Source organism: Solibacillus sp. FSL W8-0474 (genome assembly GCF_038004065.1).
Classification (GTDB): domain Bacteria; phylum Bacillota; class Bacilli; order Bacillales_A; family Planococcaceae; genus Solibacillus; species Solibacillus faecavium.
Window position 1 is genome coordinate 2621745 of sequence record NZ_JBBOQJ010000001.1, and the last position, 25381, is coordinate 2647125.

Consider the following 25381-nt stretch of genomic DNA (forward strand, 5'->3'; position numbering starts at 1 on the left):
ATACAAAAAGCTTGCGGAAAATTAACATTTCCGCAAGCTTTTTTCATTCGTTTAAACTGATTCTACACGACCAATTGCTTGGCGCTCAAATTTCAAACGAGTATTTCCGTCAACTAATAAATAAACAACCGTATCTTCAATTGCATCTACTTCTCCGTGTAAGCCACCTACAGTAACTACTTTATCTCCACGTTTTAAGCTATTTTGCATTGTTGCTGTTGCTTTTTGACGTTTTTGTGCTGGACGAATTAAAATGAACCACATCGCAACGAACATTACGATGATTGGTAAAAATTGTACTAAGCCTTCCATTCTTAAATTGCCCCCTTTCTCTATCTCTTTCTCACTTACCTAGTATAGTATAGAATTGTTAAGTTTTGCTCAAAAAAACTCTACTTTTTCTAAAAAATTATATTAATTTTCGGATTTCGAACATATTATTAGAAGTTTTTTGCATTTGGTTTGTTATAACCATATTTTTCGAAAAATTCTTCTTTAAAATCACCTAAACGGTCTTCACGAATCGCTTGGCGTACATCTTCCATTAATTTAATTAAGAAGCGTAAGTTATGGTATGACGTTAAACGTAAACCGAATGTTTCTTCTGTACGTAATAAATGGCGTACATATGCACGTGTATAGTTTTTACATGTGTAGCAATCGCAATTTTCATCGATTGGCGTAAAGTCTTTAGCGTATTTTGCATTTTTGATGACCATACGTCCTTCAGAAGTCATGAGTGTACCATTACGTGCAATACGTGTTGGCAGTACACAGTCGAACATATCAATTCCGCGCATCGCTCCATCAATTAGAGAGTCTGGTGAACCGACACCCATTAAATAGCGTGGTTTATTTGCCGGCATCATTGGTGCAGTAAAATCTAATACTTTATTCATAATATCTTTCGGCTCGCCAACAGATAAACCGCCGATTGCATAACCTGGGAAATCAAGCTCTACTAAAGCTTCAGCAGATTTACGTCGCAACTCTTCATATTCCCCGCCTTGAATAATCCCAAATAATCCTTGCTCATCTGGACGTGCATGAGCTTCTTTACAGCGCTTTGCCCAACGCGTTGTACGATCAACAGATGCTTCCATATATTCATATGTTGCTGGGAATGGTGGACATTCATCAAATGCCATCATAATATCAGAGCCTAGATCATTTTGGATTTCCATAGCCTTTTCCGGAGATAAAAATAGCTTGTCTCCATTTAAATGATTACGGAAATAAACGCCCTCTTCTTCAATTTTACGGAACTTTGATAAAGAGAATACTTGGAAACCGCCTGAATCCGTTAAAATAGGACGGTCCCAGTTCATGAATTTGTGTAGGCCACCCGCTTCTTTTACAATATCATTTCCTGGACGAAGCCATAAATGATACGTATTAGATAAAATGATTCCTGCATTCATTTCTTTTAATTCTTCAGGACTCATCGCCTTCACGGTAGCTTGTGTACCAACGGGCATAAATGTCGGTGTTTCAAACGAGCCATGTGGTGTATGCACAATCCCTAATCGGGCACCTGTTTGAGCACAAGTTTTAATTAATTCATATCGAATTGGTAATTGGTTTGTTGTTTCTGTCATAATAAAAAATCCTCTCGTTTCTAAAGTAAGAACACTACTTCGAATGAAAACACCTACCACTGTTGTAGTAGGTGCACACAAATAATAATTGTATCGATATGTTACCTTAATTGCAAATTACTTCCCTGGACGAATGAACATTGCATCTCCAAAGCTAAAGAAACGGTACTTTTCTTCAACTGCTTTTTCGTAGGCATTCATAATTGTTTCTTTCGTAGCAAGCGCACTGACAAGCATGACTAATGTTGACTTCGGTAAGTGGAAATTCGTAATAAGACCATCAATTGCCTTATATTCAAATCCTGGATAAATAAAAATATTTGTCCATCCTTGTGATGCCACAATTTTTCCGTCATTTTTTGCTGCCACTGTTTCAAGGGTACGAGTAGAAGTAGTTCCTACCGAAATGACGTTTCCTCCTGCTTGCTTCACACGGTTAATTGCAGCTGCAGCTTCTTCCGATACACTATAAAATTCTGAATGCATATCATGGTCTTCAATGGAATCAACACTTACTGGTCGGAATGTACCCAGCCCTACATGCAATGTGATGAACACGATTTCTACACCCTTTGCTTTTATAGCTTCTAGTAAAGGCTCAGTAAAATGTAGTCCCGCTGTCGGTGCCGCTGCCGATCCACGTTCCTTTGCAAAAACTGTCTGATAACGTTCCTGGTCGTCTAACTTTTCACGGATATATGGTGGCAAAGGCATTTCCCCCAGTTTATCCAGGATTTCATAAAAAATGCCATCATACGTAAATTTAAATGTACGTCCGCCATGATCTAGTTCGCCAGTGCATGTTGCAGTCAACAGTCCATCACCAAATGTGACAACCGTTCCGACCTTTACACGCTTGGCTGGTTTAACTAGCGTTTCCCATTCATCCTCATTTGTTTGCTTTAATAGTAATAATTCTATATTGGCACCTGTGTCTGCTTTAGTCCCCATTAACCGAGCCGGCAGTACTCGTGTATCATTTAATACGAGACAATCCCCTGCTTTTAGTTCATTTAAAATATGGGCAAATGTATGATGCTCAACTTCCAATGAGTTTGGGTTAACGACCATCAAGCGGCTCGCTGTACGGTCTAATAATGGTGTTTGGGCAATTAATTCTTCTGGTAAATGAAAATCAAAATCTTCTACTTTCACGGTCATAACTTCCTTCTATTCTTTTTGTGCCGGTGGATAACCGAAATGGTCGTAGCATAGGTTTGTTGCTATTCGACCACGTGGTGTACGTTGAATAAAGCCAATTTGCAATAAAAACGGCTCATACACATCCTCAATTGTAATTCTTTCTTCTCCGATGGATGCTGCTAGCGCATCTAAACCAACAGGACCACCACCGAAACGTTCAATCATCGACTGCATCAGTTTATGATCTATATGGTCAAGTCCTCTTGGATCAACTTGTAGAAGCTCCAATGCTTGCTTCGCCAAATTGTGCGAAACAACACCGTCTGCTAATACTTGTGCATAATCACGAACTCTTTTTAATAAACGATTTGCTATTCGTGGTGTTCCACGGGCACGTCTTGCAATTTCATAGGCCGCTTGTTCATTTAATGCAACCCCAAACAATTCGCCCGATCGAATAACAATTTCCGCCAGCGACTGTTCATCATAATATTCCAGTCTCGCCAAAACACCAAAACGATCACGAAGCGGTGCAGAAAGAGCGCCTGCTCGTGTCGTCGCACCAACAAGTGTAAATGGCGGCAACTCTAAACGAATCGAACGTGCTTCTGGACCTTTTCCGACAACAATATCCAGACAGAAATCCTCCATGGCAGAATAGAGTACTTCCTCAATAGCACGTGGCAAACGATGAATTTCATCAATAAAAAGTACGTCACCTGCTTCGAGAGAACTTAAAATTGCTGCTAAATCCCCTGGTCGTTCAATCGCCGGACCGCTTGTCATTTTTACGTTTACATTCATTTCATTAGCGATAACGATAGCTAATGTTGTTTTCCCTAAACCTGGTGGACCATAAAGGAGTACATGGTCAAGACTTTCCTGACGTAGCTTAGCGGCTTCGATAAATATTTTAAGGTTTTCCTTCACTTTATCTTGACCTATGTATTGCACTAAACGCTGCGGTCTTAAAGAAAGCTCAAATTGCTCTTCGGCATCTGTTGCTTCACCTGAAAGTACACGGTCTGACATGTTATCTCACTCCTTTTTTATTTCAATTTCAACAATAGCTTTAATGCCTGTTTAATATAGGCATCTGTCGTCGTTAAACTTTCATCTTCACTTAATTGTGGTTTAACCTTATCCAGTTCCTTTTCGGAGTAGCCTAATGCCAGTAGAGCAAGCATTGCCTCCTGAAGTTCATGTTCATTTGGATTAACACCAAATAACGGCAGCTCATTTTCTGCGCTCGGTAATTCCACCGAATCAAGCAGCATATCGAGCTTTCCTTTTAAATCCAAAATCATTTGGCGTGCTGTTTTTTTACCTACACCAGGGAATCGGATTAAAAATGCTTCGTCTTCCATTTCAATTGCCTGTATTACGGAAGTAGGGTTCCCACTAGCTAAAATCGCCAGTGCACCTTTTGGACCGATACCTGATACTTGAATTAGTTTTTTAAATAATTCACGCTGCTCCAAACTATTAAATCCATATAAATTTTGTGCGTCTTCCCTTACCTGCAAGGACACAAATATTTGCTGATCGCTTGCTGAAATTCGGAATGCATATGGATTGGGAGTAAAGATCATCCAGCCAATGCCTTGTTGTTCTAATACAATATATTCTGGTGTAACTCTGGTTACTTGTCCTTTTAAATAATCATACATCGTTCATCCCTCACATTTCTCGATTTATTATAGCATACGAAAAGGTAAGTTACCGAACGTACGTTGCTTTTATTCGAGACTAACAGCCATGCGGATACCGATTTCGGTTTTATGCATTTTTAAATACAAAAAAGACTGTCCTATAAGACAGCCTTAAGTTTATCATATTCTTTATCTTGTATCACAGAATTATATGCTACAATTTAATTTTGCAAAATTTCAATTTGTTCTGCTAAAGAATCTTTGTATTTAAGCCACTCATACACAATTGATTGGATGAATGGATAGCAGGCAATTTTTTGTCGGTCGCTTAATTTGAGATAAAATAAACATTCCCTCAAAATTTCATTAGGGTAATTCAAATAATGAAGCTTCGGCTGAACAATCTGTAAATAAGGATGATCATTCATTGCCTGCTGTAAATTATATTTAGTTTGTGGCATTATGCGATGAAGCCATAAAATAATCTCATCTGATGCTTCTCCTAAAGAAGCTAAATCAAAATCAATAAGCTTTACTTCTTCACCACGTAACATCACGTTATGATGAACGACATCCCCATGTAAAATTGTTTTAGTTTCAGAAGGTACAGTCCTTTGCGCCATTGTATTTAACGCATTGGACGCATGCTTAACTAAATCGTCATAATTGTTTTTTAATAAGCGTCTTAGCTCTCTTTCATTTGCAATAAAGCGTTCGAAGCGCCTCATCCACTTCTCCGGCATTCGGTACAATGAAAGCATGCCTGTTTCATCCCAATTAATTTTTTCATTGGTTTCATGCAATTGTTGGAGCGCATAAATAGCAAAATACTGATGTTCAAACCGCTTATAATCAACACTTTTCCCATCAAACCACCGTTGTTTTAAAATATTTGGCTCTTCATTTTCTTCTACAGGAATATGATATGGGAATTGTATATTTTCAAGCTCACGATGAATCATTTTCACTTTTTGTGCAATAAATCCATCTTCATAATACTTCATAAAATAAGACCCTTTTTGTGTATCCCACTTCCAGCAATTCTCTTTTATGACTATTGACATGACTTCGGCGGTTGTGGCATCGGTTGCATTTGAGGCATCATACTTGCTGGATAAGGCATCATTTGTGGGTGACAGCAAGGGTTTTGTTGGTGCATCATATAATCAATTTCATTATAGTAATGGTTTACTAATTGCTCTTTATCCGGGCAATGTTTTCTTTTTACTGAAGACTCATCATGATGGATTGGCTGCATTTGCATATGCATTGGATGTTCCATATGCATAAATGGTTGCATTTGCGGATGCATATACATTGTTGATTCCATTGGCATATGCTGACATGATGGGCACACCGGCATTTGGTGCATATGCATTAGCGACTCCATTGGCATTCGATGACATGACGGACACACTGGCATATGATGCATTGGCATTTCCATTGGCATCCGATGACATGACGGACAAGCCGGCATTTGATGCACTGGCATTTGATGCACTGGCATTTTATGGCATGAAGGACACACTGGCATTTGAGGCATTGGCATTGGCATTGGCATTGGGTGAATAAACTGTGGCTGATGTTCGAAGACTGGTTGCTGCGGCATTGGTTGTGGTTGTGGTTGTGGTTGTGGTTGTTGCTGAATGATAATAGGTTGTTGTGGCATCATCGGTGGCATATAGACGGGTTGTGGTTGTGTAATATTGTTTTCAAATGTTGGTTGTACATGAACATTCGTTTGCCAATTTGGCATCGGCATCGGCATTGGCTGAGGAGTAGGCTGCAAGTAAATATCCCCTTGCCAAAGCGGTTTTTGTGGTTGTGGCTGCGGCATAGGTACCGGTGTTGGAACGGGTGCCGGCATTTGAACGGGTTGCTCTTTCACAGGCTTTGGCTGCTCCTTGACTACTTTTGGCTGTTCCTTTACAACTTGCTTCACTTCTTTTTTATGCACGGAATCTGGTAAATATATTTCCATCCCTGGAACAATATAATCAGGGTTAGCTAAATGTGCATTTAATCTTTTTAAATCTTCAAAACCAATCGCATATTGCTTTGCGATTTTCCACAAAGTATCTCCCTTTTGAACAATATGAACGCGCACATCTTTCCTCCTTTTCTCGTAATAGCATATGCATAAATTGTGCTATTGCCACAATGTTCACAGTAAGTACACTATAATTATGATAAGATGTAATGTAACTGGTATGCTAATGAGGTGGAATTGATGAAAAAATTATTAGGCGAAGAACGCCGTCTCGAATTGCTTGCATTATTAAAGAATGCAACACAACCGCTAACAGGTACAGAATTAGCAAAGCATACAAATGTTTCGAGACAGGTCATTGTAAATGACATGAATTTATTAAAAGCACGAAACGAACCCATTGTCGCTACAAGCCAAGGTTATATTTATATGCATAACGTTCAACAATCGCGTATACAACGTAAAATTGTCTGTATGCATAATGCTGAGGAAGCGAAAGAGGAGCTATTTATATTGGTCGATTGTGGGGTTATGGTCGAAAGCGTTATTGTCGAGCATCCGGTATACGGAGAAATTACCGCTTCGATTATGGTATCTAACCGCTTAGAAGTGGAGCATTTTGTAAAACGAGTTCAAGAAACTAATGCCCTTTATCTTTCAGCTCTTACCGATGGCACACATTTGCACGTCATTAGCTCGACTTCTGAAGAAAGCTTGAATCTAGCCGAAGAGAAATTACGTCAGCGCGGATTTTTGATTGAAAACTAAGATAAAACAGCTTATTCAGAAGACACTTGTCAAATGAATAAGCTGTTTTTCTTATGAATAGTTCTGTTGCACGCCACTCCCGATAAATGTCTTCCGGCGATACACGCTAAGTGCAATCCCGATGACAAATGAGTTTAATAGGAGAGATGTAAAACCATAACTTATAAAAGGAAGCGACAATCCGATGATCGGCAACCAACCAAGAATCATAGCCACAGAATATCCAAACTGCATGCAATAAAAAGATACTGCTCCAATTACAAGCATTTTTCCATAGGAACGGGCTAATTGTTTTGCTTTCCAAAGTATACGAATTGCGATGGCGAATAATACCGATACGACAGCAATTCCTGCAATATAACCAAATTCCTGGATAAGCTGCACTAAAGCAAAATCTGTATGCCCTTCCGGAATATAACGAACCGTCTCTGCCCCAAACCACCCAGCTTCATTTAATGCATTTTTGATTGCCAAATATACATAGCCTTCCTGTGTAGCATAACTTTCCGGATTCAGAAAAGCATAGATACGTACAAGCTGGTAATGATGCAGCTGCGGAGCAATCAGAAACATTGTACTAGCGATTAGGCCTATTAAAGTTATACTTGTCATAATTTTCGATTTTAGTGAGTAGTCACTTAAATAAAATAAAACCGTTACTACCCCTGTATAAATAAGGGCTGCTGTCAGGTTTGGCGCACTTAAAATAAACCATAACGGCAAAACAAATAAGACGATTAACTGCCAACTTTTAAATTTTTTCTGTGTAAAAAAGCCTGCCCAAGCAATCAGCAACAATGGTAAAACGGTCCAAGCTTGTATCTGTATCGGCCCTACCATTAAATAGCTTTGCCCAGAAACCATAGCTGTCGGAAAGAAATATAATATCATTAACAAAATAAGTGCACCCAAATATATAGCGAGACTGAACCGCTCCAGCTTCCGGTAATCGATATACATCAGTGCTGCAATCAATATGGCGGCACAAACAAGGTGCACCCATTTGCTTCGAATAAAATAATCAGTCATATCTGCCCCAAAAATAACGGTACTATCAAATGTTAAAATAGGAATAAAGCTGGCCCCTAATAGAAGTGCAACTAAACTAATTAACAGCCAATCGACTTTGGGCCGGTGAATCTTGTCCATCGATTTTCCGAGTGCGGATGGTGAACCCATTTCATCAATTGCTTTTCGTTCCGCTTCATCGGGTGTATACCCTTTTTTTAACCAGGCATTTTTCGAATGCTCTATATGGTGCTTTAATTCATCATATACATGTACCTGAGCTTCTTTTGAACGAATAAAAGCTGTTACTTTATTTAAAAAACGTTCACTCTGCATGCATACGCACCCCCAATAGACGCTCCTTCAATGTCAGTTTGATTTGCCCCTCTTGCTGTAATTGTTTTTTTCCGGTCTTCGTTAACTCATACCGCTTAACGCCGTCCGTCCAATTTGCGAGCACAAACCCATTCCTTTCCTGTTCATGAAGAATTGAATAGATGATTCCCTCATTATTGATTACATCCTGTATTCCCCTTACATGCAGTAATTGCGTAATTTCAATCCCTGACTTTGCTTCAAATAAAAGTGATAAAATTAACCTTTTCAACTCGTCCATGTTTAACTGTCGTTGAACATTTTCTTTATGCTGCTCTGTGAACTTCGTGCTGAAAAATGCAGTGCGATCCATCGCTTTTTTCAAATTTTTTAAACGATCATCCATTTTCTTCACGCTCCAGATATTTTTTTAATAGCTGCTTCCCTTTTCGAAGTCTTGTTTTTACTGTGTTCTCATTAATTTGCAGTACATCTGCCATTTCCTTCATCGCCTGATCTTCGTAATAACATAAATAAATAACTTCACGGTATTTGATCGGCAGCGCCATGATCGCCTTGACTAAGTTCTCATCTTCCTGCTGCTGTATGACTTCTCGTTCAACAGAAGTACCGCTTTCTACTTGCATAAAGACTTCATCGTCTTTTGCTTCGACATTTTTGGCATACCAGCTTTTCAAATAATCTTTTGAATGGTTAATTGCAATGCGCCAAAGCCATGTTTTTAACGATGAATCATATTGAAAAGAAGGAAGTGCCTTGTAGCATTTCACGAAAATCTCCTGCGTTAGATCCTCGGCAACAGCGTTATTATGTACATATTGCATGACAAGCTTTAATACGTCTTCTCCGTAATGTTGCATTAATTCATCTATAATCGTTTCATTTGATAAGTTAGCAGTATCATTTATTAAATAACTTTCCACAGAAATACCTCCTTTCATCAATTAGACGAATCCCGTTTTTAAAAAGTTTGATTTAATTACAATTAATTAATAGGATACTGGATTAAATAGAACCCTGAAAATTCTAATATATTTATAAATCTTCTAATATAATTTTATTTTTTCTAATAAAATCCCGATTTTCTAATAAAACGTCCCATTGTGCTAAAATGCAATGACTTTTATCTAATATCTCCGTTGGATTTGCTAATATCCAATTGCCATCTTCTAATATCCCGCAGCATTGTTCTAATAAAATGACGCGCATACATTATTCCTTTAAAATAAACATAAAAAAGTGCACTCCATTGACACGAGTGCACAACTTCATTTTATAAAAATCTTTTTCGCTGCTCTGCTGATGGTAGCATGCATGCATCTTTTTTACCGAACCATTTGTAGCGGTTTTTTGCAACGAACCGATAGAAAATATCCCGCAGTGGTTTAGGCACTACAATGAAAATATAGCATAGCTTCCAGAGGCCTGTAAGATTCCGTGCAATTTTAAGCGCTGCTGTCGATTCAGTATAGTAATTATCCCCTTCAATCAATACAATGCTGTCCGTCTTTTCGGAGACACCAAACTTTTTCAACATATCAATCCCGCTATCACTTTGAAGTGAGGTAAACTTAAACAATGCTTTCGGATCACGCTTTATAATAAATTGAACACTTGCATCACAGAAGTTGCATTCTCCATCAAATAGTATAAGACGTCTCAAGATCTCCACCTCATTCTGGTGTTACATAAGTAAAATATGTGCCGAGTGACTTCACTGTGCAGCCAAGAGCCTTAAGCTCCTCCAGAGCACCTTTCATCATCGGTTCCTCTTCATCGTCTAGTATATCAATAATGAAGAAATAATTCCCGAGTCCTGTTTTTAATGGTCGTGATTCTATTTTACTTAAATTTATTTTACGCCATGCAAATACAGATAATACTTGATGAAGCGCACCGGACACATCTGTCGGTAATGTAAGCATAAATGTTGTTTTCGGCTGTGATTGTAACGGTACTAAACCATGCTTTATATTTTGCTTTGATAATACAAAAAAGCGCGTATGATTAAAATGGAAATCATGAATATTATGTTCTGCAATATGTAGGTTATATTTTTCAGCTGCTGAAAGATTTGCAACGGCTGCAATACAGCGATCTTCGGTTTGGGAAACAAGCTCGGCAGCTGCTGCAGTAGAAGCATATGGTGTTTGCTTCACATTGCCATGTGTGTAAAATAAAAATTTATGACATTGTGCCAATGCATGTGGATGTGAATATATTTCTTCCAGCATCTCTAAATTTTCAGCGAACTTTTTATTTACCAATAAATGCTGTTGAATTTTTGACATTACTTCAGCTGTTACAAATAGCTCTGCTTCATGATATAAATAGTCAATTGTTAATGGCACGGAACCTTCCAATGCATTTTCTACAGGTACAACTGCTAGCTCGACTTTCCCCTCCGATACAGCTTCAATACATTCCGGAATTGATTTATATGGAATATGCCAATCATGCGGATATAAACCCTTTGCAGCTAAATATGTAAAAGATGCTTCTGGACCTAGATAGGCAATTCGTTTTTCCCATTTATTTTCTGACATAATGTACACCTCAGTCTCAAGTTCTAAATTTTCTGTTAAATATTTTTATAAGAAAGGACTGTCCATTTGCCCTAGCAGATTGGACAGCCCTAATTATTTGGTTATTCCTTGGTGCATTTGCGTGAAATTCTAGAGGTTAAAATGCACCTGAGCTAATAACTTCAGCCGATTCAATAAATTCAAGATGATTTAAGCTGCGAATGAGTTCATCCAACTCATACGACATACTTGTAACGTCCAATGACAACGTAACATTTGCACGCCCTTGAATCGGAATTGTTTGGTGAATCGTCAGCACATTGCAATGTGCATCCGATACGGTTTCTAGTAATTTGGCAAGTGTACCTTTACGATCTTGCAGTTGAATGAACACCGTTAAAATACGTTCTTGCACAATCGAATGGAAAGGAAAAACAGCATCACGATATTTATAAAAGGCGCTTCGAGATAAATCAACCTCTTTTACCGCATCCCAAATGGAAGTAACAGAGCCTTTTTGCAATAATTGTTTTGCTTCTAACGTTTTTTGCATCGCATCTGTCAATACGTCCTCACGCACTAAATAATATCGTTGATTAGCTACGTTTTTCATCGTCATCCCCCACTTAATTAATCGACAAAGTCAAATTCGAATTCCATTAGACGTACTGTGTCGCCATTTTGGGCACCACGTTTGCGTAATTGCTCGTCAACACCCATAGCACGTAGTTGGCGGGCAAAACGTCGAATACCGTCTTCACGACTGAAGTCAGTCATTTTGAATAAACGTTCAATAGTGTAACCTGAAAGTACATATGCACCATCATCATCACGTGTAATTTCGAAATCGCTGCCTTGGCTTTCATGTTTGTACATTACTACCGCATCCGACTCTTCTTCCAATACATCATGCAATAAGAATTCTGGTGTTACTTCTAGAAGATCGGCGATTTCAAATAGTAATGGCTTTAAACCTTGACGAGAAACTGCTGAAACCGGGAAGATTTTTACGTCTTCTCCTACTTTCTTTTTAAACTCTTCCAAGTTTTCTTCCGCATTTGGCATGTCCATTTTATTGGCAACGATAATTTGCGGACGTTCAAGTAAACGTAGATTATATTGTTCTAACTCGTTGTTAATCGTTACATAATCGTCATATGGCTCGCGGCCTTCCATCCCAGACATATCAATTACGTGTACAATTACTCGTGTACGTTCGATATGACGTAAAAATTGCATCCCTAAGCCAACGCCTTGGTGCGCGCCTTCAATTAAACCTGGTAAATCGGCCATTGCGAATGAACGACCGTCATCTGTTTCTACCATTCCTAAGTTCGGTACAATCGTTGTAAAATGGTAAGCACCAATTTTAGGTTTTGCTGAAGAAACGACAGATAATAATGTAGATTTTCCTACAGAAGGGAAACCAACTAAACCAACATCAGCCAATACTTTTAATTCTAGAATAACTTCTAATTCCTGACCTGGTTCACCTTTTTCGGCTAATTCCGGTGCTGGATTTGATGGTGTAGCAAAACGGCAGTTACCACGTCCGCCACGTCCTGCTTTAGCGATAATAGCCTGTTGACCATGTTCAACTAAATCGGCAATGACTGTTTTTGTTTCAGCATTCATTACAACTGTTCCGGGTGGCACTTTAACGATTAAATCTTCAGCACGACGACCGTGCATCCCTTTACTCATCCCATGCTCTCCACGTTCAGCTTTGAAGTGGCGTTTGTAGCGGAAGTCCATTAACGTACGTAAACCTTCTTCTACTTCAAAAACAACGTTACCACCACGGGCACCATCGCCACCTGCTGGACCACCATTTGGTACATATTTTTCACGGCGGAAGGCAACCATTCCATCTCCACCGTCTCCACCTTTAACGTAAATCTTTACGTGATCGACAAACATTTCTTTCACTCCTCATGCATGTGAAGGACATATTTCCAACTTGTATTCGTTTGTTCATATGTTTCCACACCAAAAATATTCTGTTCTATTGAAAATAGCGACTGTTCCCATTTTCCCGTTAAATGAAATGAAATATTCCACTTATTTTCTTTTGTTTCGATACTTAACTGCAATTTGTGCTCTTCATATGGATCAAGCGTGTCATAAACATGAATAATTGTGTTTTCCAAGTATTGAGTAATAGCTTCATCGTACTTGCTTTCAACTGGGGCATTTACATCGCTATCCATTTGAAGCTGTATAGCTGGGAAACGCCATTGTACTGTATGAAGCCATTCCATCGTATTAGGTAATTGAAGTCGATTGATGTTCGAAAGCATCTTACAATGCTCTGACTGTTCAAAAATCACTTTTTTTGCATCGTCCACTCGACCTAAATCTAAATTCATTTGAATCAAATGAAGATGATTTAAAAAGTCATGATTTGCATAGCGTAACGCTTCAGTTACAGTTAATTTTGAACCAGCCATTTTCCCACTCTCCGTTTTCCAGTATCGTTACTAGTATAACAAGTTTCACATCTATTTTCCTTCTATTCATCTGTTCCTCAAAAGAATGACATAATCGATACTTAAGAAAATTTCAACCATTCATATCAATTATACTTAGCATAATTGCCATCGGATTTAGCTATATGACCATAGCGAATCAGTTAGCCTTTTTCTCCTGAACTATGACACCTGTTAAAAAAGGTGAAAAAGTGAAAAAAAGGACTGCAATAAATGCAGTCCTTTCATTGCAAGAATTATGCTTCTTGAGCTGTAGGGTATACAGATACTTTTTTCTTGTCGCGACCATAGCGTTCAAATTTAACAACGCCGTCAACTTTTGCGAATAATGTATCGTCACCACCGCGGCCTACGTTTGTACCTGGGTAAATTTTTGTACCGCGTTGACGGTAAAGAATTGAACCACCAGTAACGAATTGACCATCAGCGCGTTTAGCACCAAGGCGTTTAGACTCAGAGTCACGTCCGTTTTTAGTAGAACCTACACCTTTTTTAGATGCGAAGAATTGAAGATCTAAAGTTAATAATAACATCCTGTTCCACCTCCTAGATCATTTTATATTTCAATTCGATGTATTCTGAATAGCTCGCAGTCATTGTATAGAACTGTGTAACCATTGTGTTCAGAATAACTTGTAATTTAGCGTCTGTTTCATCATTCAGTTCAGCTTGTGGAACAGTTACTTTTAAGTAACCACCTTCAGCACCTTGTTCGATCTCAGGAGTAATTCCTGTAATTTGTGGGATTGCGTTTACTGCACCAAAGGCAACAGCAGAAGCACCTGCACAAACTAAATCACGACCATAGATATCCGATAAAGCATGTCCTGAAATTTCAAATCCATAAGATTTACGATTTTCATCACTATAAATAGTTACTGTAATCATGTCCATCACCTACTTATTAAGCGTTGATAGCTTCAACTACTAATTTAGTGTATGGTTGACGGTGACCTTGCTTACGACGGTAGTTCTTTTTCGCTTTAAGTTTGAAAACAGTAATTTTCTTTTGCTTACCTTCTTTAACAACTTTCGCTGTTACAGTAGCGCCAGCAACTGTTGGAGCTCCAACTTTAACTGTTTCTCCACCTACGAATAAAACTTTGTCAAAAGTAACGATTTCGTCAGCAGCCACACCTAGTTTTTCAACATAGATTTCTTGACCTGCTTCAACTTTGATTTGTTTACCACCAGTTTCGATAATTGCGTACATTAAAATGCACCTCCTCTTAGACTCAGACTCGCCCGGAATTGCAGGTGACCATAAAGGTACTTAAACCTGTTCAGCGCGGTTGCAGTAGCACGGGTGCTACAAACAATAACATTCAAATACTACCACATCTAAAATATCAAGTCAACCTATTCATTACTATTTTTTCAAATGCAGAACGGTATTTTCGAAATTTCCAATCGCCTATAACTTTGGTCCATAAAAAGAGACCAATGATTGTTAATGACAATGATTGCGGCAATAAATATAATAGTACGATAATTATTACCGTAAGTAAATAAAAAGAAGCCGTTAAATAAAATTCGAAAATTTTAGAAAACGGCCGCCATTTTAATAAGCTATAGCAAAATATTCTACCACCATCAAGAGGCCAGATTGGAATGAGGTTAATAGCTAGAATAAATAGTTGAACTTCTATTAACCTCTCACTGAGCATAGGAGGCAAAAAAACACTGACGAAGATTCCAATGCACGTTGCAAGCGGTCCCCCTAATGCAATAATAATGAGCTGATTGTAGGATAAACGCATCTCATCCTTTATCGTCATTTCTCCGCCGTACGGAACAATTTTACATTGTGTAATGTGCGCTCCGACTAATTTCGCTGCGATAAAATGACCCAATTCATGAAATAATAACGAGACAATAATAACAGTATAAAATGCAATATCCCCATACAAAACAATTGATAAGAGCAGTAACAAAAATAATGGGTGAATCGAAATTTTCATTTAGATGGACTTTTCCTTTAGCCAGCTAATCGTTTCTTCCATATTCAAAACTTGCCCATTTCGCTCAATTTGCACATACAGTTTTCCAGCTTTTTTAGTTGCAACAACCATCCCTTTACTTACAGTTGTGTAGGGTAATACATAAAAATCATCGACAAAACCAAATGTAACTGTATCCCCTGTATCATATACAATCGAAATTGCTTTCCCATTATATTTTGTATGGCCAGTAAAAACAATTAGACCATCAAACAAGGCATTTAATACAAAAGGTTCATCATAAGCGAGTAAAAAACCATCGTTAAAGCGATCAATCGTCTGGAAAAGTTGTAATTGATTGATTGATATATCTGCACTTACAGGGATTTGTGTTTCATCCTTGGACAGTATATTTACAACTGCCTTTCTCATCATGACTAAGTCATCCGAGCTATATACGATGGAATGAATAACACGTTTTGTAGATATATCCCCATAATAATTACAGCCATAAATAATCACAAAGACGATGCTCGCGATGAGCCATTTCCATTTTTTCAAGCTCACCATCCAATCTTTTTGAACTATTATATGTCATGAAAGACATTTCAATTCAAGAAAGCTACTAATAGAAAAAGCTGTATGGAATAGTTCGATACATTCCATACAGCCCACGCTTTATTTGAATAATGATTTTAATTTAGCAAATACACCTTTTGGCTGGTCATCTTCCAGACTCATTAACGGTACAGAGTCCCCTAAAATACGACGGGCAATATTGCGATAGCCTAATGATGCTTTATTATTCGGATTCATTACAATTGGTTCACCTTTGTTTGAAGAGCTAATGACATCTTCACTATCGACAATGATTCCCAATAAATCAATCGATAAATGCGTTGTAACTTCCGTAATATCCATCGCATCTCCGTTCGTCATTAAGCTTTTACGTATACGGTTAATAATAAGCTTTGGTGGTTCAATTGGCTCTTGCTCCAGCAAACCGATAATACGATCCGCATCCCGCACTGCTGAAATTTCAGGTGTTGTAACGACAATAGCGCGATCCGCACCAGCAACAGCATTACGGTAGCCTTGTTCTATACCTGCAGGACAATCAATTAACACATAATCAAATTCCCGCTTCAGCTCATCTATTACGATCTTCATTTGTTCCGGGTTTATCGCATTTTTATCTGTATTTTGAGCAGCAGGCAATAAGTACAAACGTTCATCTACTCGCTTATCTTTAACTAACGCCTGATGCATTTTACAGCGGCCCTCAATTACATCAACTAAATCATAGATAATACGATTTTCCAGTCCTAAAATCACGTCTAAGTTACGTAAACCTATATCCGTATCTACTAAACAAACTTTCTTGCCTTGAAGTGCCAATGCAGTTCCTAGGTTTGCGGTAGTAGTCGTTTTACCTACGCCACCTTTCCCTGAAGTTATAACGATTGCTTCTCCCACATTAGCGGCCCCTTCCTTATATAAGGTAGCATCTTGAGTAATTGCATCATCAATATTCTTAGAGAATAATAATTCGTCTTCACTCATTTAGCTTCCTCCTTTATATGTTGATAAATTCGGTCGTATATTTCTTAACTCTTGGATTCTATCATATGCAATTATGTCATTTTCTCCAAGATATGCAAATATTTGGTGAGTATGGTCTAATATAAATTGCGATTCGTTCGTCATGACCTCAACATGATTACCGATTAATACATGTGTTGGTTCAAAATGAGAGGCGTACACAATCGCTTCCTCATTTCCATTTACACCAGCGTGCACAATTCCTTTTAGCTTACCCGCAATATGTACATTACCGCCTGCTTCAATTCTTCCATTCGGATTTACGTCGCCCAAAACAAGAATATCTCCCGGCACGCGTAGTGTTTGTCCAGATCGAACAATTCCTACGTATGTTTCAAAGCGATTTGTTTCAAGCTGTTTGAAACTTTCTTCTATCGTAATGACATCACTTTGAATGTTTTTTACACATAACTTTTGATGCTCTTCAACAACTTTTGTAAGCTGGTCTTTTTGCTCTGGTGTACAGTAACGTTTCCCTAAGTGCAATTGTACATCTATTTTACCATCAAGATGTCCTTCTGTAACTTTTTTCTCAAGTTCTTCCACTAATTCGGAATAAGAACATTGATCATCCAAACGAAGGACCAATCCATCTTTAGTTCCTTTAATATGGATAAGTTGTTTTTTCATAGCTTTTCAAGTCACCTCGCGCTACATAATGGTGAAAAGAAACAACCGAATCCAATATTCGAGTTGTCTCTTCATCACTTGTTTTACAATGCTTATTGTGCACGTTGAAATACGCGAGCGCTAATACAATATTTAAACGCCCATGCAAGCATTATTAAAAATAATAGATTCCCTATTGTTGTAGGAACTAATCGATTTACGATAAACGGCTGAACTGCCATTGTTGTAAACTGTAGAATATAGAAAAATTCATATATTACAAATTCAAAAATAGCCATTAAAAGTAAAGCTAAAAACATTGAAAATACTAAATGGGGATGAACACGCTTCACACACCATGCTGCAATATAGCAAACCGCCGGATATAACACCATGTATAAACCAATAATATTAATATAGAATACATCAAAACATAATCCAAAAATAAGACCATAAATCATGGCTTTTTTACGACTATAATAAATGGCTAAAAAAATTAAGTATAAAATTAAAAAACGTGGAATTAAATAGTACGTTTCCTCACCTAGCTGCAAGGGGGAAAACATAGCTAATCCAGATTCAAATAAAAACAGCAAAACACCTACAAATACTATTAAAAACCGAGCGAGCATTATTCCTCCCCCTCAACTTCCACAACCGGTTCATTCGTTAAATCTTCATTTGAACCAGACCCATCTGAACCGTCTATCGAAATTGTGTTACGTTTGGCAATAATAACATGATCTAGTATTGAAAAATCCGCTGCCGGTTTTACATAAGCCATTTTCGTCAAGCCAAAGTCATCTGTCGTCACTTCTGTAATTTCACCGATCAAAATACCTTTCGGGAAAATCCCGCCTAGACCAGAAGACAATACTTTGCCGCCGACATCAAGATCTACATTGGAATCGATTCGTTTTAATAGTAATTCGTTACGCTCATCGTCATACCCTTCTATTAAACCATGAATTTCTTTATTGTCTTCATCTACTACAATAGCAGATACACGATAATTTTCATTATTTGTATAAAGTAGCTCTACTTCTGACGTATAAGGTGTAGCAATTACAATTTTACCTATTAGACCACGAGAAGTTCTAACCGCCATATTTTTTTCAACACCATGTGCTGTACCCTTATTTAATATAATTTTCTCTTCCCACTGATCAGGGTTTCTCGCAATGACCGTCGCTTGAATCGGATCGAAATCACGCAAACTTTCCTCGATTGATGCGAGTTCACGCAATGAAGAATTTTCGGCTTTTAAAGTACTTACTTCTGCCTGTAAAACGGCAAAATCTTCAAGGCGCATTTTTAGGCGTTGATTTTCTTCATACGTATTTAACAGCGAATCAATATTGCTAAAAATACTTGTTATGTAATTAGTCGGCTTTGCGACAATCGATTGTGCAAAGCCAACTGTATCTTTAATAATTTGCTCAGGTAATGTTGCGTTATGACGATCACGTAGAGAGAACCCAATCAATGCCACAAGGAAAATAACACTTACTAAAAGAATAATTAATTTTTTATTTGAGAAATGTGGCACTGCGAGTCCTCCTTATTTCACTTGTTGCGAACGAATTAAATCAATATTATCCAACGCTTTACCTGTACCAATCGCTACACAGTCCAGGGGATTTTCAGCGATAAATACAGGCATTTTTGTTTCGTCACTAATTACTTTATCAAGATTACGTAATAGTGCGCCACCGCCTGTTAGTACGATTCCGCGCTCCATAACATCTGCAGATAATTCAGGAGGAGTTTGTTCCAAAGTTTTCTTCACGCCATCCAGAATTACAACGATTGCTTCATGTAAAGATTTTGAAATCTCACTTGAAGTAATTTCAATCGTTTTAGGCAGACCTGTTAATAAGTCACGACCGCGAATTTCCATCACTTCGTCAGGACCCTCAGCAAGTGCTGTACCAATTTCCATTTTAATGCTCTCCGCTGTACGCTCACCGATTGTTAAATTATATGTCTTGCGGATGTAGGCAATAATTGAGTGATCCATCGCGTCACCACCGACACGTACCGATTCACTAGTTACAATACCACCTAGAGAAATAACAGCTACTTCTGTTGTACCACCGCCGATATCTACGACCATAGAACCTGTTGGCTCCCAAACCGGTAAGTTAGCACCGATTGCAGCTGCAAAAGGTTCTTCTATAGTAAATGCCTCTTTTGCGCCAGCTTGACGGCTTGCATCAATAACAGCACGTTGTTCAACAGATGTAATACCGTAAGGAACACAGATCATCACATTTGGCTTTTTCCAGTTAGAGCCTGATGCTTTCATTGCTTCTCTTAAATAATATTGAATCATTGCAGTTGTAATTTCAAAGTCAGCAATAACGCCATCTTTCATTGGACGAATTGCCACGATAGAACCCGGTGTACGTCCGATCATATTTTTCGCATCATTACCAACAGCAACAATGTCACCTGTTTTTGTATTCTTCGCTACTACTGATGGTTCTCGTAATACGATACCTTTTCCCTTTACAAATACTAATGTATTAGCTGTGCCAAGATCAATCCCGACATCTTTATTCCCTAATCCAAACAAATTAAGTACTCCCTTTCCTATAAAACAATTTCTATTTATGATGTTACTAAAATCATACGCTCTATTATAACGAATTACATCAAATAATTATAGTGTCATATGCTCTTAATCTCGACTTTTGTCGAATGTTTTTTTCTATAACACTACCTTACTATTGTATTTCTATTTTCGCTTTGAAACAAATAAAATTAATATGTAAGATTTAACAAAATCACCACATCCATATGACGAATATAACAAATAAAAGTTGCATAGGCGAAATATGTCGATGAATCATTAAAATATATAATAATTGTTATTGTAATGTAACATTCCTTCTATTTCTTTCTTATCATTCTCATATTAAAAAGACAAACGTGCACTTACGTTTGTCTTCACTATCAAAAATATCCTTTTTCTTTCATGCTTATGAACTGATGATCACCGATTATGACATGATCAAGCAAATCAACGCCGACAATTTTACCTGCCTCATACAGTCGTGATGTAACATCGACATCTTCCGGACTAGGTGTAGGTACCCCGCTAGGATGGTTATGAGCACAGATGATTGATGCTGCGGAACGTTTAACGGCTTCACGGAAAATCTCCCTAGGGTGAACAATGCTTGCATTTAAACTTCCAACAAAAATTGTTTGTTTATGGAGCACTTGATTTTTAACATTTAAAAATAGGCAAACAAAATGCTCCTGCTGCAATGACGTCATATCTTGCATTAAAAAGGTTGCAGCATCTTCAGGAGAGCGTATAGTAAAACGTTCTTCTAAGTCTTTTGTTGCAAGCCTTCTCCCTAGTTCAATCGCGGCTAATAACAATACTGCCTTCGCTTCGCCAATTCCTTTAATATCCATAATTTCCTCGAGTGTTGCATGTTTTAAATTATGCAATTTCTCAAAGTTTATCAATACCCGATTAGCAACCGTCAGTACCGACTCTTTCTTTGTACCTGTTCCTAAAAGAATTGCAATAAGCTCTTGGTTCGACAGACTTTTTGCACCTTGACGTATAAGGCGCTCACGCGGACGGTCTACTTCAAGCACATCATGAATTTTTAAATTTAACAACGGTGTTCCAGTCATTGACATCACTCCTAAAAGGTTAGTTTTAGTAGTTGCAATGTAAGCATTTTTTGAACTAACGATGCAATCGGCAAGCCGACGACATTGTTATAATCTCCCTCTATGCGATCCACGAGCATGGCGCCACTCGTTTGAATCCCATATCCCCCTGCTTTGTCAAATGGATCTCCTGTCTGCACATAAGCTTCTATCATTTGTGGAGAGACCTGTTTAAAAATAACTGCAGTCCTTTCAACAAATGTATGCTCTGTTCCATCCGCTAAAATAATCGCTACTGCTGTCATCACTTCATGACGATTGCCCGCCAGCTGCGTTAAATGCTGAATCGCTTCTTCTTTTGAAGTAGGTTTGTGTAATATTTGATCGTTAAACACGACAATAGTGTCTGCTCCAATAATGCACTTATTCGGGCATTTTTTTGCGACATCACGTGTTTTCAAAAGCGCTACTTCTGTTACATATTCCTGGACTGTATTTGCTTTGACACTCGTTTCCACTACATCACTTGTGACAATTGTAAAGGGAATATTTATCATTTGGAGCAATTCTTTTCTTCGTGGTGATGAAGAAGCTAAAATAAGTTGTTCGTTCGTAGTAAAATTCATTTCCAATCCTCCTATCATCTATAGTAACCGACAATAGGAAATTTGAACATTGTACTGCCGTGGATACTTTTCATTAAAATAGACTATTTCTAGCATTTTTCTATACTAAAATGTTACTTTAAGGCAATCTAGACGCTCATAATAATTTAAAAACATATGCAACCGAATAATATTGGGGTTAGTTGAAAGCTTTGAAACTTCCGATGCCAGCCCAATCCAGTCCGTTGGCACAAGTTGTTCATCAATCGAATCCATTTGTTGACCTGTAAACATTTTCGTATCTTTCAAGGTAATTGGCAGCTGGAGTTCAGCATTATTAGGACAACTGCTTGCAATTGTTATACTTTTATAAAATCCACTTGGTATTAACGCTAATGCAGCATCGACTTTCGTTGTATCAAGACGTGACCAAACAAAATACTGCTCGTCCACTTTCACTACAGCCGCTTTATTTAAAGTAGGGTAAGTCGCTAAAAATTGAGCTGCGCTATCAAAATTTGAGAAAACACCATGTTGTAATGCAAAATATTGCTGCTTCACTTGCTGTTGTTCCTCAGTTGTTTGCACTGTTGGAATGGTTTCTGCAACTTCTTTTTCTGTTGTTGGTAATTGTAAAATAAAAACAAATGCTAGGACGCCAGCAAGCCCTGTAAGACTTCCAATGAACATTGCTTGGAAAATGGCATTATTCTTTAAAGCTTTCATATTTGCTACAGCTCCATCTCTTTTTAATCAACCATAGCAAAATAGACATAAAAAAGGGCGAGACTGCTGTCGTCGCCCATTAAAAATGTTTCGCTAATATTCTTCTTTATTTTCACTCGACAACAAAGAAATACCATCAAATCGAAGTTTATTAGCAAAATCATATGATATTTTTACATTTTTGTCGAATCTCGCTTAACAAATATAATGAGCCGGTTACAATTCTAACCGTATCACCTTTCACTGGCTCCGTTAAAATCTTAACTGGGTCGTTAATAATATATTTATTCTCTGCCTGGCTCAGTTCAAAAATAACCGACGCTTTCATCGCCCGTTCATTTTGGATATCGGCAAAGTAAAAAGCATCTCCGACTTCCTCTAACAGTTTTAAAATTGATTGGACATCTTTATCCGCCAGTAATCCTACAAGGAATTCAATTCGTTTCTTAGGAAAATGCTCCCTTATTGTTGAGATCAGTGATTGAATGCTTGCCGGGTTATGTGCACCATCAAAATAAATATTTGGCAGGACTTGTTCAAAGCGGCCTGCAAGAACAGCATTTTTTATACCAATCTGAATTTTACTCTCATCAAGCTCCAACTGAAATTTTTTCGCCACTTCCATAAAGGCAGTAATGGCCAAAGACATATTGTGACCTTGATGTGCGCCTAAAAGCTGACGCTGTAAATTTCCGAATTTCACTTCGTACACCGTATTTTCGTAAAGTTCAGAGCCGTTTGTTTTTGTAACGGTAAAATGTTGCCCATAACAATATAACGCTACGTTTTTTGCTTTGGCTTCCTGTACAAAAACATCCTTTACATTACCAGGCATTTCCCCTATCACAGCAGGGCAGTTATTCTTGAATATCCCTGCTTTATGGCGTGCGATACTCGTCAATGTATCACCTAAAAATTTTGTATGTTCCAATGCAATACTCGGAACAACCGAAACAATAGGTAAAACTACGTTCGTGCTGTCTTCTCTTCCACCCATTCCTGCCTCGATTAAAACTAAATCGGGCTTTTGATCGGCAAAATAAAGAAAGGCCACGACCGTCAATAATTCAAAATCCGTTAATTTCCCGCTTAGCCCCGCCTCAGCCAAGTGCTGAAACATCCGATCCATCTGATCTGTAGAAATAGGCTTCCCATCGATTTGTATTTGATCATGCACATCTACAACGCAAGGTGACATAAACTTACCTACCGACAGTCCGTGAGCCCGTGCTATTCCTTCTACAAACGACAATGTAGAGCCCTTTCCATTTGTACCGGCAAAATGTACGACATTTAATTGCTTTTCAGGATGTCCCAATATAGTTAGAGCCGATTCAATTGCCGCTAATCCCGGCTTAATTATTTGTTCACTTTCCACTTGCCACCGCTCTTTATAAAGGTTTAATAACGGAATCATGAAATCCACCCTTTCTTTACAAATAGACTTCGTACTTCAGCGATGAAATATAACGAGCCCGTAATAACAAGCAGTTCATTCTCCGCCAGTTTTGCCTTTTCTGTTTCAATCAACTGTTGCCAATTCGAATTCATAAACTTCTTAGCATGGTTACTTTGTTCGAAAAGCTGATTCGCTGTTGCAGCGCGCGGTAAATTTATCTGAGTAAAATGCATCTCAGCAGCGAATTTATCCATTAATTCAATACTGACAGCATGGTCTTTATCTTGTAATGCTGCGTAAATAAACTTTACTTTATGATGTGGGGCAAATTCTTTTATTGTTTCGACTAATGCCATGGTGCCTTCAGAATTATGTGCACCGTCTAATATGACATTGCCGGTCACCCTTTCAAATCGGCCATCCCATTTTGCCTCATGAAGTGCTTGTTTTACTTTTTTTTCATCAACAGATGGCAAGAACAATTTCACTGCAGTAATTGCCAGTGCGGCATTTTCCTTTTGATGCTCACCGATCATAGCCATTGTTATATTGCTGATATTTATATCTGATACATAGTCGAAATTCGAGTTTTTATTGTTTTCAATATAAAATTGCTCATTTATCATATAGATTGGTGCATGTAATTGAATCGCCGTTTCTTTAATCACCGATAATGCTTCTTTATTTTTCACTCCTACAACTACAGGTTTCATTGTTTTTATAATCCCGGCTTTTTCTGCTGCAATTTCCCCATAACTTTCACCAAGCATATCTGTATGCTCTAATGAAATTGTTGTAATGACGCTTACTTCCGGTATGACAACATTGGTCGAATCCAAACGCCCTCCGATTCCTGTTTCAAGCAAAACGACATCTACCTGTTGTTCTGTAAAATATTGCAGGGCAAGGAGTGTCATAAACTCAAAGAAGCTCGGAAACTTGCCATCCAATTTTTCTTTAATTACTTCACTCAGCTGATTCGCGATATTTAGAAAATCTTCATCAGAGATTTGGTTTTTATTTATAGTCACCCGTTCATTTGCTCGTTCTAAATGAGGAGAGATAAAAGCACCTACCGTTAAACCATGCGCCATTAAAATTTCACGTGTCGCATTTAAAGTAGAACCCTTTCCATTCGAACCTGCAAAATGAATAAATTTATTTTTTTTCTCCGGATTGCCAAGTGCATTTAAAATCATTTTGGCTGACTGTAAAGGTTCTCCTTTGTATTGGCTTGCTTTTAATTGAAAAATAAAATTTGTACACTGCTCAATCGATTGAAACATTTAATTTCTCTCCCTAGTAAGGCTAATATGTAATCAATTATATTATAGCGAAATAAAAAGAAAGAGGCA

The 25381-nt window shown here is 37.9% G+C and carries 32 protein-coding genes and 1 other annotated feature; of the genes, 1 reads left to right on the forward strand and 31 read right to left on the reverse strand.

The genetic code is table 11. The features are described 5' to 3' along the window. Window positions 1–51: 51 nt before the first annotated feature. From yajC to NYE67_RS13250, 7 genes are all read right to left on the reverse strand, one after another. Entirely contained in the window at window positions 52–312 is a 261-nt protein-coding gene (yajC, locus tag NYE67_RS13220) for a preprotein translocase subunit YajC (RefSeq protein ID WP_191700339.1), read from the reverse strand. Window positions 313–440: 128 nt separating this feature from the next. Further along, window positions 441–1598: a tRNA guanosine(34) transglycosylase Tgt gene (gene tgt, locus NYE67_RS13225; protein WP_339213157.1), complete on the reverse strand. Its 1158-nt coding sequence runs from the start codon at window positions 1596–1598 to the stop codon at window positions 441–443. 117 nt (window positions 1599–1715) lie between these two features. Further along, a complete protein-coding gene (queA, locus tag NYE67_RS13230; RefSeq protein WP_339216937.1) occupies window positions 1716–2753 on the reverse strand; it encodes a tRNA preQ1(34) S-adenosylmethionine ribosyltransferase-isomerase QueA in 1038 nt (345 codons plus the stop codon). Window positions 2754–2768: 15 nt separating this feature from the next. Continuing rightward, the gene (ruvB, locus tag NYE67_RS13235) at window positions 2769–3773 is read right to left on the reverse strand and encodes a Holliday junction branch migration DNA helicase RuvB (RefSeq protein WP_191700341.1); all 1005 of its coding nucleotides are present in this window, start codon (window positions 3771–3773) and stop codon (window positions 2769–2771) included. 17 nt (window positions 3774–3790) lie between these two features. Beyond that, the gene (ruvA, locus tag NYE67_RS13240; protein ID WP_191700342.1) at window positions 3791–4411 is read right to left on the reverse strand and encodes a Holliday junction branch migration protein RuvA; all 621 of its coding nucleotides are present in this window, start codon (window positions 4409–4411) and stop codon (window positions 3791–3793) included. 203 nt (window positions 4412–4614) lie between these two features. After that, window positions 4615–5397 carry a phosphotransferase gene (locus NYE67_RS13245; protein ID WP_340730275.1) on the reverse strand — a complete coding sequence of 261 codons (783 nt, stop codon included), beginning with the start codon at window positions 5395–5397 and terminating at the stop codon, window positions 4615–4617. 50 nt (window positions 5398–5447) lie between these two features. Next, window positions 5448–6500, reverse strand: a complete 1053-nt coding sequence (locus tag NYE67_RS13250; RefSeq protein ID WP_340730276.1) for a LysM peptidoglycan-binding domain-containing protein — start codon at window positions 6498–6500, stop codon at window positions 5448–5450. A gap of 123 nt (window positions 6501–6623) precedes the next feature. Between NYE67_RS13250 and NYE67_RS13255 the strand changes: the two genes are divergently transcribed. Continuing rightward, the gene (locus tag NYE67_RS13255) at window positions 6624–7151 is read left to right on the forward strand and encodes a transcription repressor NadR (RefSeq protein ID WP_340728535.1); all 528 of its coding nucleotides are present in this window, start codon (window positions 6624–6626) and stop codon (window positions 7149–7151) included. Window positions 7152–7202: 51 nt separating this feature from the next. Here NYE67_RS13255 and NYE67_RS13260 read toward each other — a convergent pair whose 3' ends face one another. The 24 genes from NYE67_RS13260 to NYE67_RS13375 form a co-directional block, all read right to left on the reverse strand. Next, the gene (locus tag NYE67_RS13260; protein WP_339213166.1) at window positions 7203–8495 is read right to left on the reverse strand and encodes an FtsW/RodA/SpoVE family cell cycle protein; all 1293 of its coding nucleotides are present in this window, start codon (window positions 8493–8495) and stop codon (window positions 7203–7205) included. Further along, on the reverse strand, window positions 8485–8880 hold the full coding sequence (locus NYE67_RS13265) for a helix-turn-helix transcriptional regulator (RefSeq protein WP_340728536.1): 396 nt from the start codon (window positions 8878–8880) through the stop codon (window positions 8485–8487). Before NYE67_RS13265 ends, NYE67_RS13260 begins: the two co-directional genes overlap by 11 nt. Next, on the reverse strand, window positions 8873–9418 hold the full coding sequence (locus tag NYE67_RS13270; RefSeq protein WP_339213170.1) for a sigma-70 family RNA polymerase sigma factor: 546 nt from the start codon (window positions 9416–9418) through the stop codon (window positions 8873–8875). Before NYE67_RS13270 ends, NYE67_RS13265 begins: the two co-directional genes overlap by 8 nt. A 112-nt stretch (window positions 9419–9530) precedes the next feature. Then, window positions 9531–9704: a hypothetical protein gene (locus NYE67_RS13275; RefSeq protein WP_340728538.1), complete on the reverse strand. Its 174-nt coding sequence runs from the start codon at window positions 9702–9704 to the stop codon at window positions 9531–9533. A gap of 64 nt (window positions 9705–9768) precedes the next feature. Further along, complete coding sequence (locus NYE67_RS13280) at window positions 9769–10158, reverse strand: thiol-disulfide oxidoreductase DCC family protein (protein ID WP_339213172.1); 390 nt, start codon at window positions 10156–10158, stop codon at window positions 9769–9771. Window positions 10159–10168: 10 nt separating this feature from the next. Next, window positions 10169–11041 carry a prephenate dehydratase gene (pheA, locus tag NYE67_RS13285; protein WP_339213174.1) on the reverse strand — a complete coding sequence of 291 codons (873 nt, stop codon included), beginning with the start codon at window positions 11039–11041 and terminating at the stop codon, window positions 10169–10171. A gap of 136 nt (window positions 11042–11177) precedes the next feature. Continuing rightward, window positions 11178–11633: an ACT domain-containing protein gene (locus tag NYE67_RS13290; RefSeq protein WP_191700351.1), complete on the reverse strand. Its 456-nt coding sequence runs from the start codon at window positions 11631–11633 to the stop codon at window positions 11178–11180. 17 nt (window positions 11634–11650) lie between these two features. Then, window positions 11651–12940 (reverse strand): GTPase ObgE, encoded by a 1290-nt coding sequence (gene obgE, locus NYE67_RS13295; protein WP_340728539.1) that lies wholly within the window; start codon window positions 12938–12940, stop codon window positions 11651–11653. Between the two features lie 5 nt (window positions 12941–12945). Then, window positions 12946–13470 (reverse strand): Spo0B domain-containing protein, encoded by a 525-nt coding sequence (locus NYE67_RS13300; RefSeq protein WP_339213178.1) that lies wholly within the window; start codon window positions 13468–13470, stop codon window positions 12946–12948. A gap of 275 nt (window positions 13471–13745) precedes the next feature. Then, a complete protein-coding gene (gene rpmA, locus NYE67_RS13305) occupies window positions 13746–14042 on the reverse strand; it encodes a 50S ribosomal protein L27 (protein WP_008405208.1) in 297 nt (98 codons plus the stop codon). 13 nt (window positions 14043–14055) lie between these two features. After that, a complete protein-coding gene (locus NYE67_RS13310; protein WP_008405207.1) occupies window positions 14056–14397 on the reverse strand; it encodes a ribosomal-processing cysteine protease Prp in 342 nt (113 codons plus the stop codon). Between the two features lie 16 nt (window positions 14398–14413). Further along, on the reverse strand, window positions 14414–14722 hold the full coding sequence (rplU, locus tag NYE67_RS13315) for a 50S ribosomal protein L21 (protein ID WP_008405205.1): 309 nt from the start codon (window positions 14720–14722) through the stop codon (window positions 14414–14416). Window positions 14723–14736: 14 nt separating this feature from the next. Continuing rightward, window positions 14737–14813, reverse strand: a sequence feature (ribosomal protein L21 leader region). A 45-nt stretch (window positions 14814–14858) separates the two neighbouring features. Then, on the reverse strand, window positions 14859–15470 hold the full coding sequence (locus NYE67_RS13320) for a site-2 protease family protein (protein WP_191700354.1): 612 nt from the start codon (window positions 15468–15470) through the stop codon (window positions 14859–14861). After that, window positions 15471–16010, reverse strand: coding sequence for a hypothetical protein (locus tag NYE67_RS13325; protein ID WP_339213181.1), 540 nt, complete (start codon window positions 16008–16010; stop codon window positions 15471–15473). A 117-nt stretch (window positions 16011–16127) separates the two neighbouring features. Then, window positions 16128–16925 (reverse strand): septum site-determining protein MinD, encoded by a 798-nt coding sequence (minD, locus tag NYE67_RS13330; protein WP_191700463.1) that lies wholly within the window; start codon window positions 16923–16925, stop codon window positions 16128–16130. Window positions 16926–17012: 87 nt separating this feature from the next. Then, on the reverse strand, window positions 17013–17681 hold the full coding sequence (locus NYE67_RS13335; RefSeq protein WP_340728541.1) for a septum site-determining protein MinC: 669 nt from the start codon (window positions 17679–17681) through the stop codon (window positions 17013–17015). A 92-nt stretch (window positions 17682–17773) separates the two neighbouring features. Then, complete coding sequence (mreD, locus tag NYE67_RS13340) at window positions 17774–18292, reverse strand: rod shape-determining protein MreD (RefSeq protein WP_340728542.1); 519 nt, start codon at window positions 18290–18292, stop codon at window positions 17774–17776. Next, window positions 18292–19209 (reverse strand): rod shape-determining protein MreC, encoded by a 918-nt coding sequence (mreC, locus tag NYE67_RS13345; protein ID WP_340728543.1) that lies wholly within the window; start codon window positions 19207–19209, stop codon window positions 18292–18294. Before mreC ends, mreD begins: the two co-directional genes overlap by 1 nt. Before the next feature lie 12 nt (window positions 19210–19221). Beyond that, window positions 19222–20238 carry a rod shape-determining protein gene (locus tag NYE67_RS13350; protein ID WP_191700359.1) on the reverse strand — a complete coding sequence of 339 codons (1017 nt, stop codon included), beginning with the start codon at window positions 20236–20238 and terminating at the stop codon, window positions 19222–19224. Between the two features lie 380 nt (window positions 20239–20618). Continuing rightward, the gene (gene radC, locus NYE67_RS13355; protein WP_318245204.1) at window positions 20619–21317 is read right to left on the reverse strand and encodes a RadC family protein; all 699 of its coding nucleotides are present in this window, start codon (window positions 21315–21317) and stop codon (window positions 20619–20621) included. A gap of 11 nt (window positions 21318–21328) precedes the next feature. Next, a complete protein-coding gene (locus tag NYE67_RS13360; protein WP_340728544.1) occupies window positions 21329–21922 on the reverse strand; it encodes a Maf family protein in 594 nt (197 codons plus the stop codon). A 105-nt stretch (window positions 21923–22027) separates the two neighbouring features. Then, window positions 22028–22627, reverse strand: coding sequence for a translation initiation factor 2 (locus tag NYE67_RS13365; protein ID WP_340728545.1), 600 nt, complete (start codon window positions 22625–22627; stop codon window positions 22028–22030). A 160-nt stretch (window positions 22628–22787) separates the two neighbouring features. Further along, complete coding sequence (locus NYE67_RS13370) at window positions 22788–24044, reverse strand: bifunctional folylpolyglutamate synthase/dihydrofolate synthase (protein ID WP_340728546.1); 1257 nt, start codon at window positions 24042–24044, stop codon at window positions 22788–22790. Beyond that, window positions 24041–25312, reverse strand: coding sequence for a bifunctional folylpolyglutamate synthase/dihydrofolate synthase (locus NYE67_RS13375; RefSeq protein WP_340728547.1), 1272 nt, complete (start codon window positions 25310–25312; stop codon window positions 24041–24043). The genes NYE67_RS13370 and NYE67_RS13375 overlap by 4 nt, the downstream gene beginning before the upstream one ends. Window positions 25313–25381: the final 69 nt, after the last annotated feature.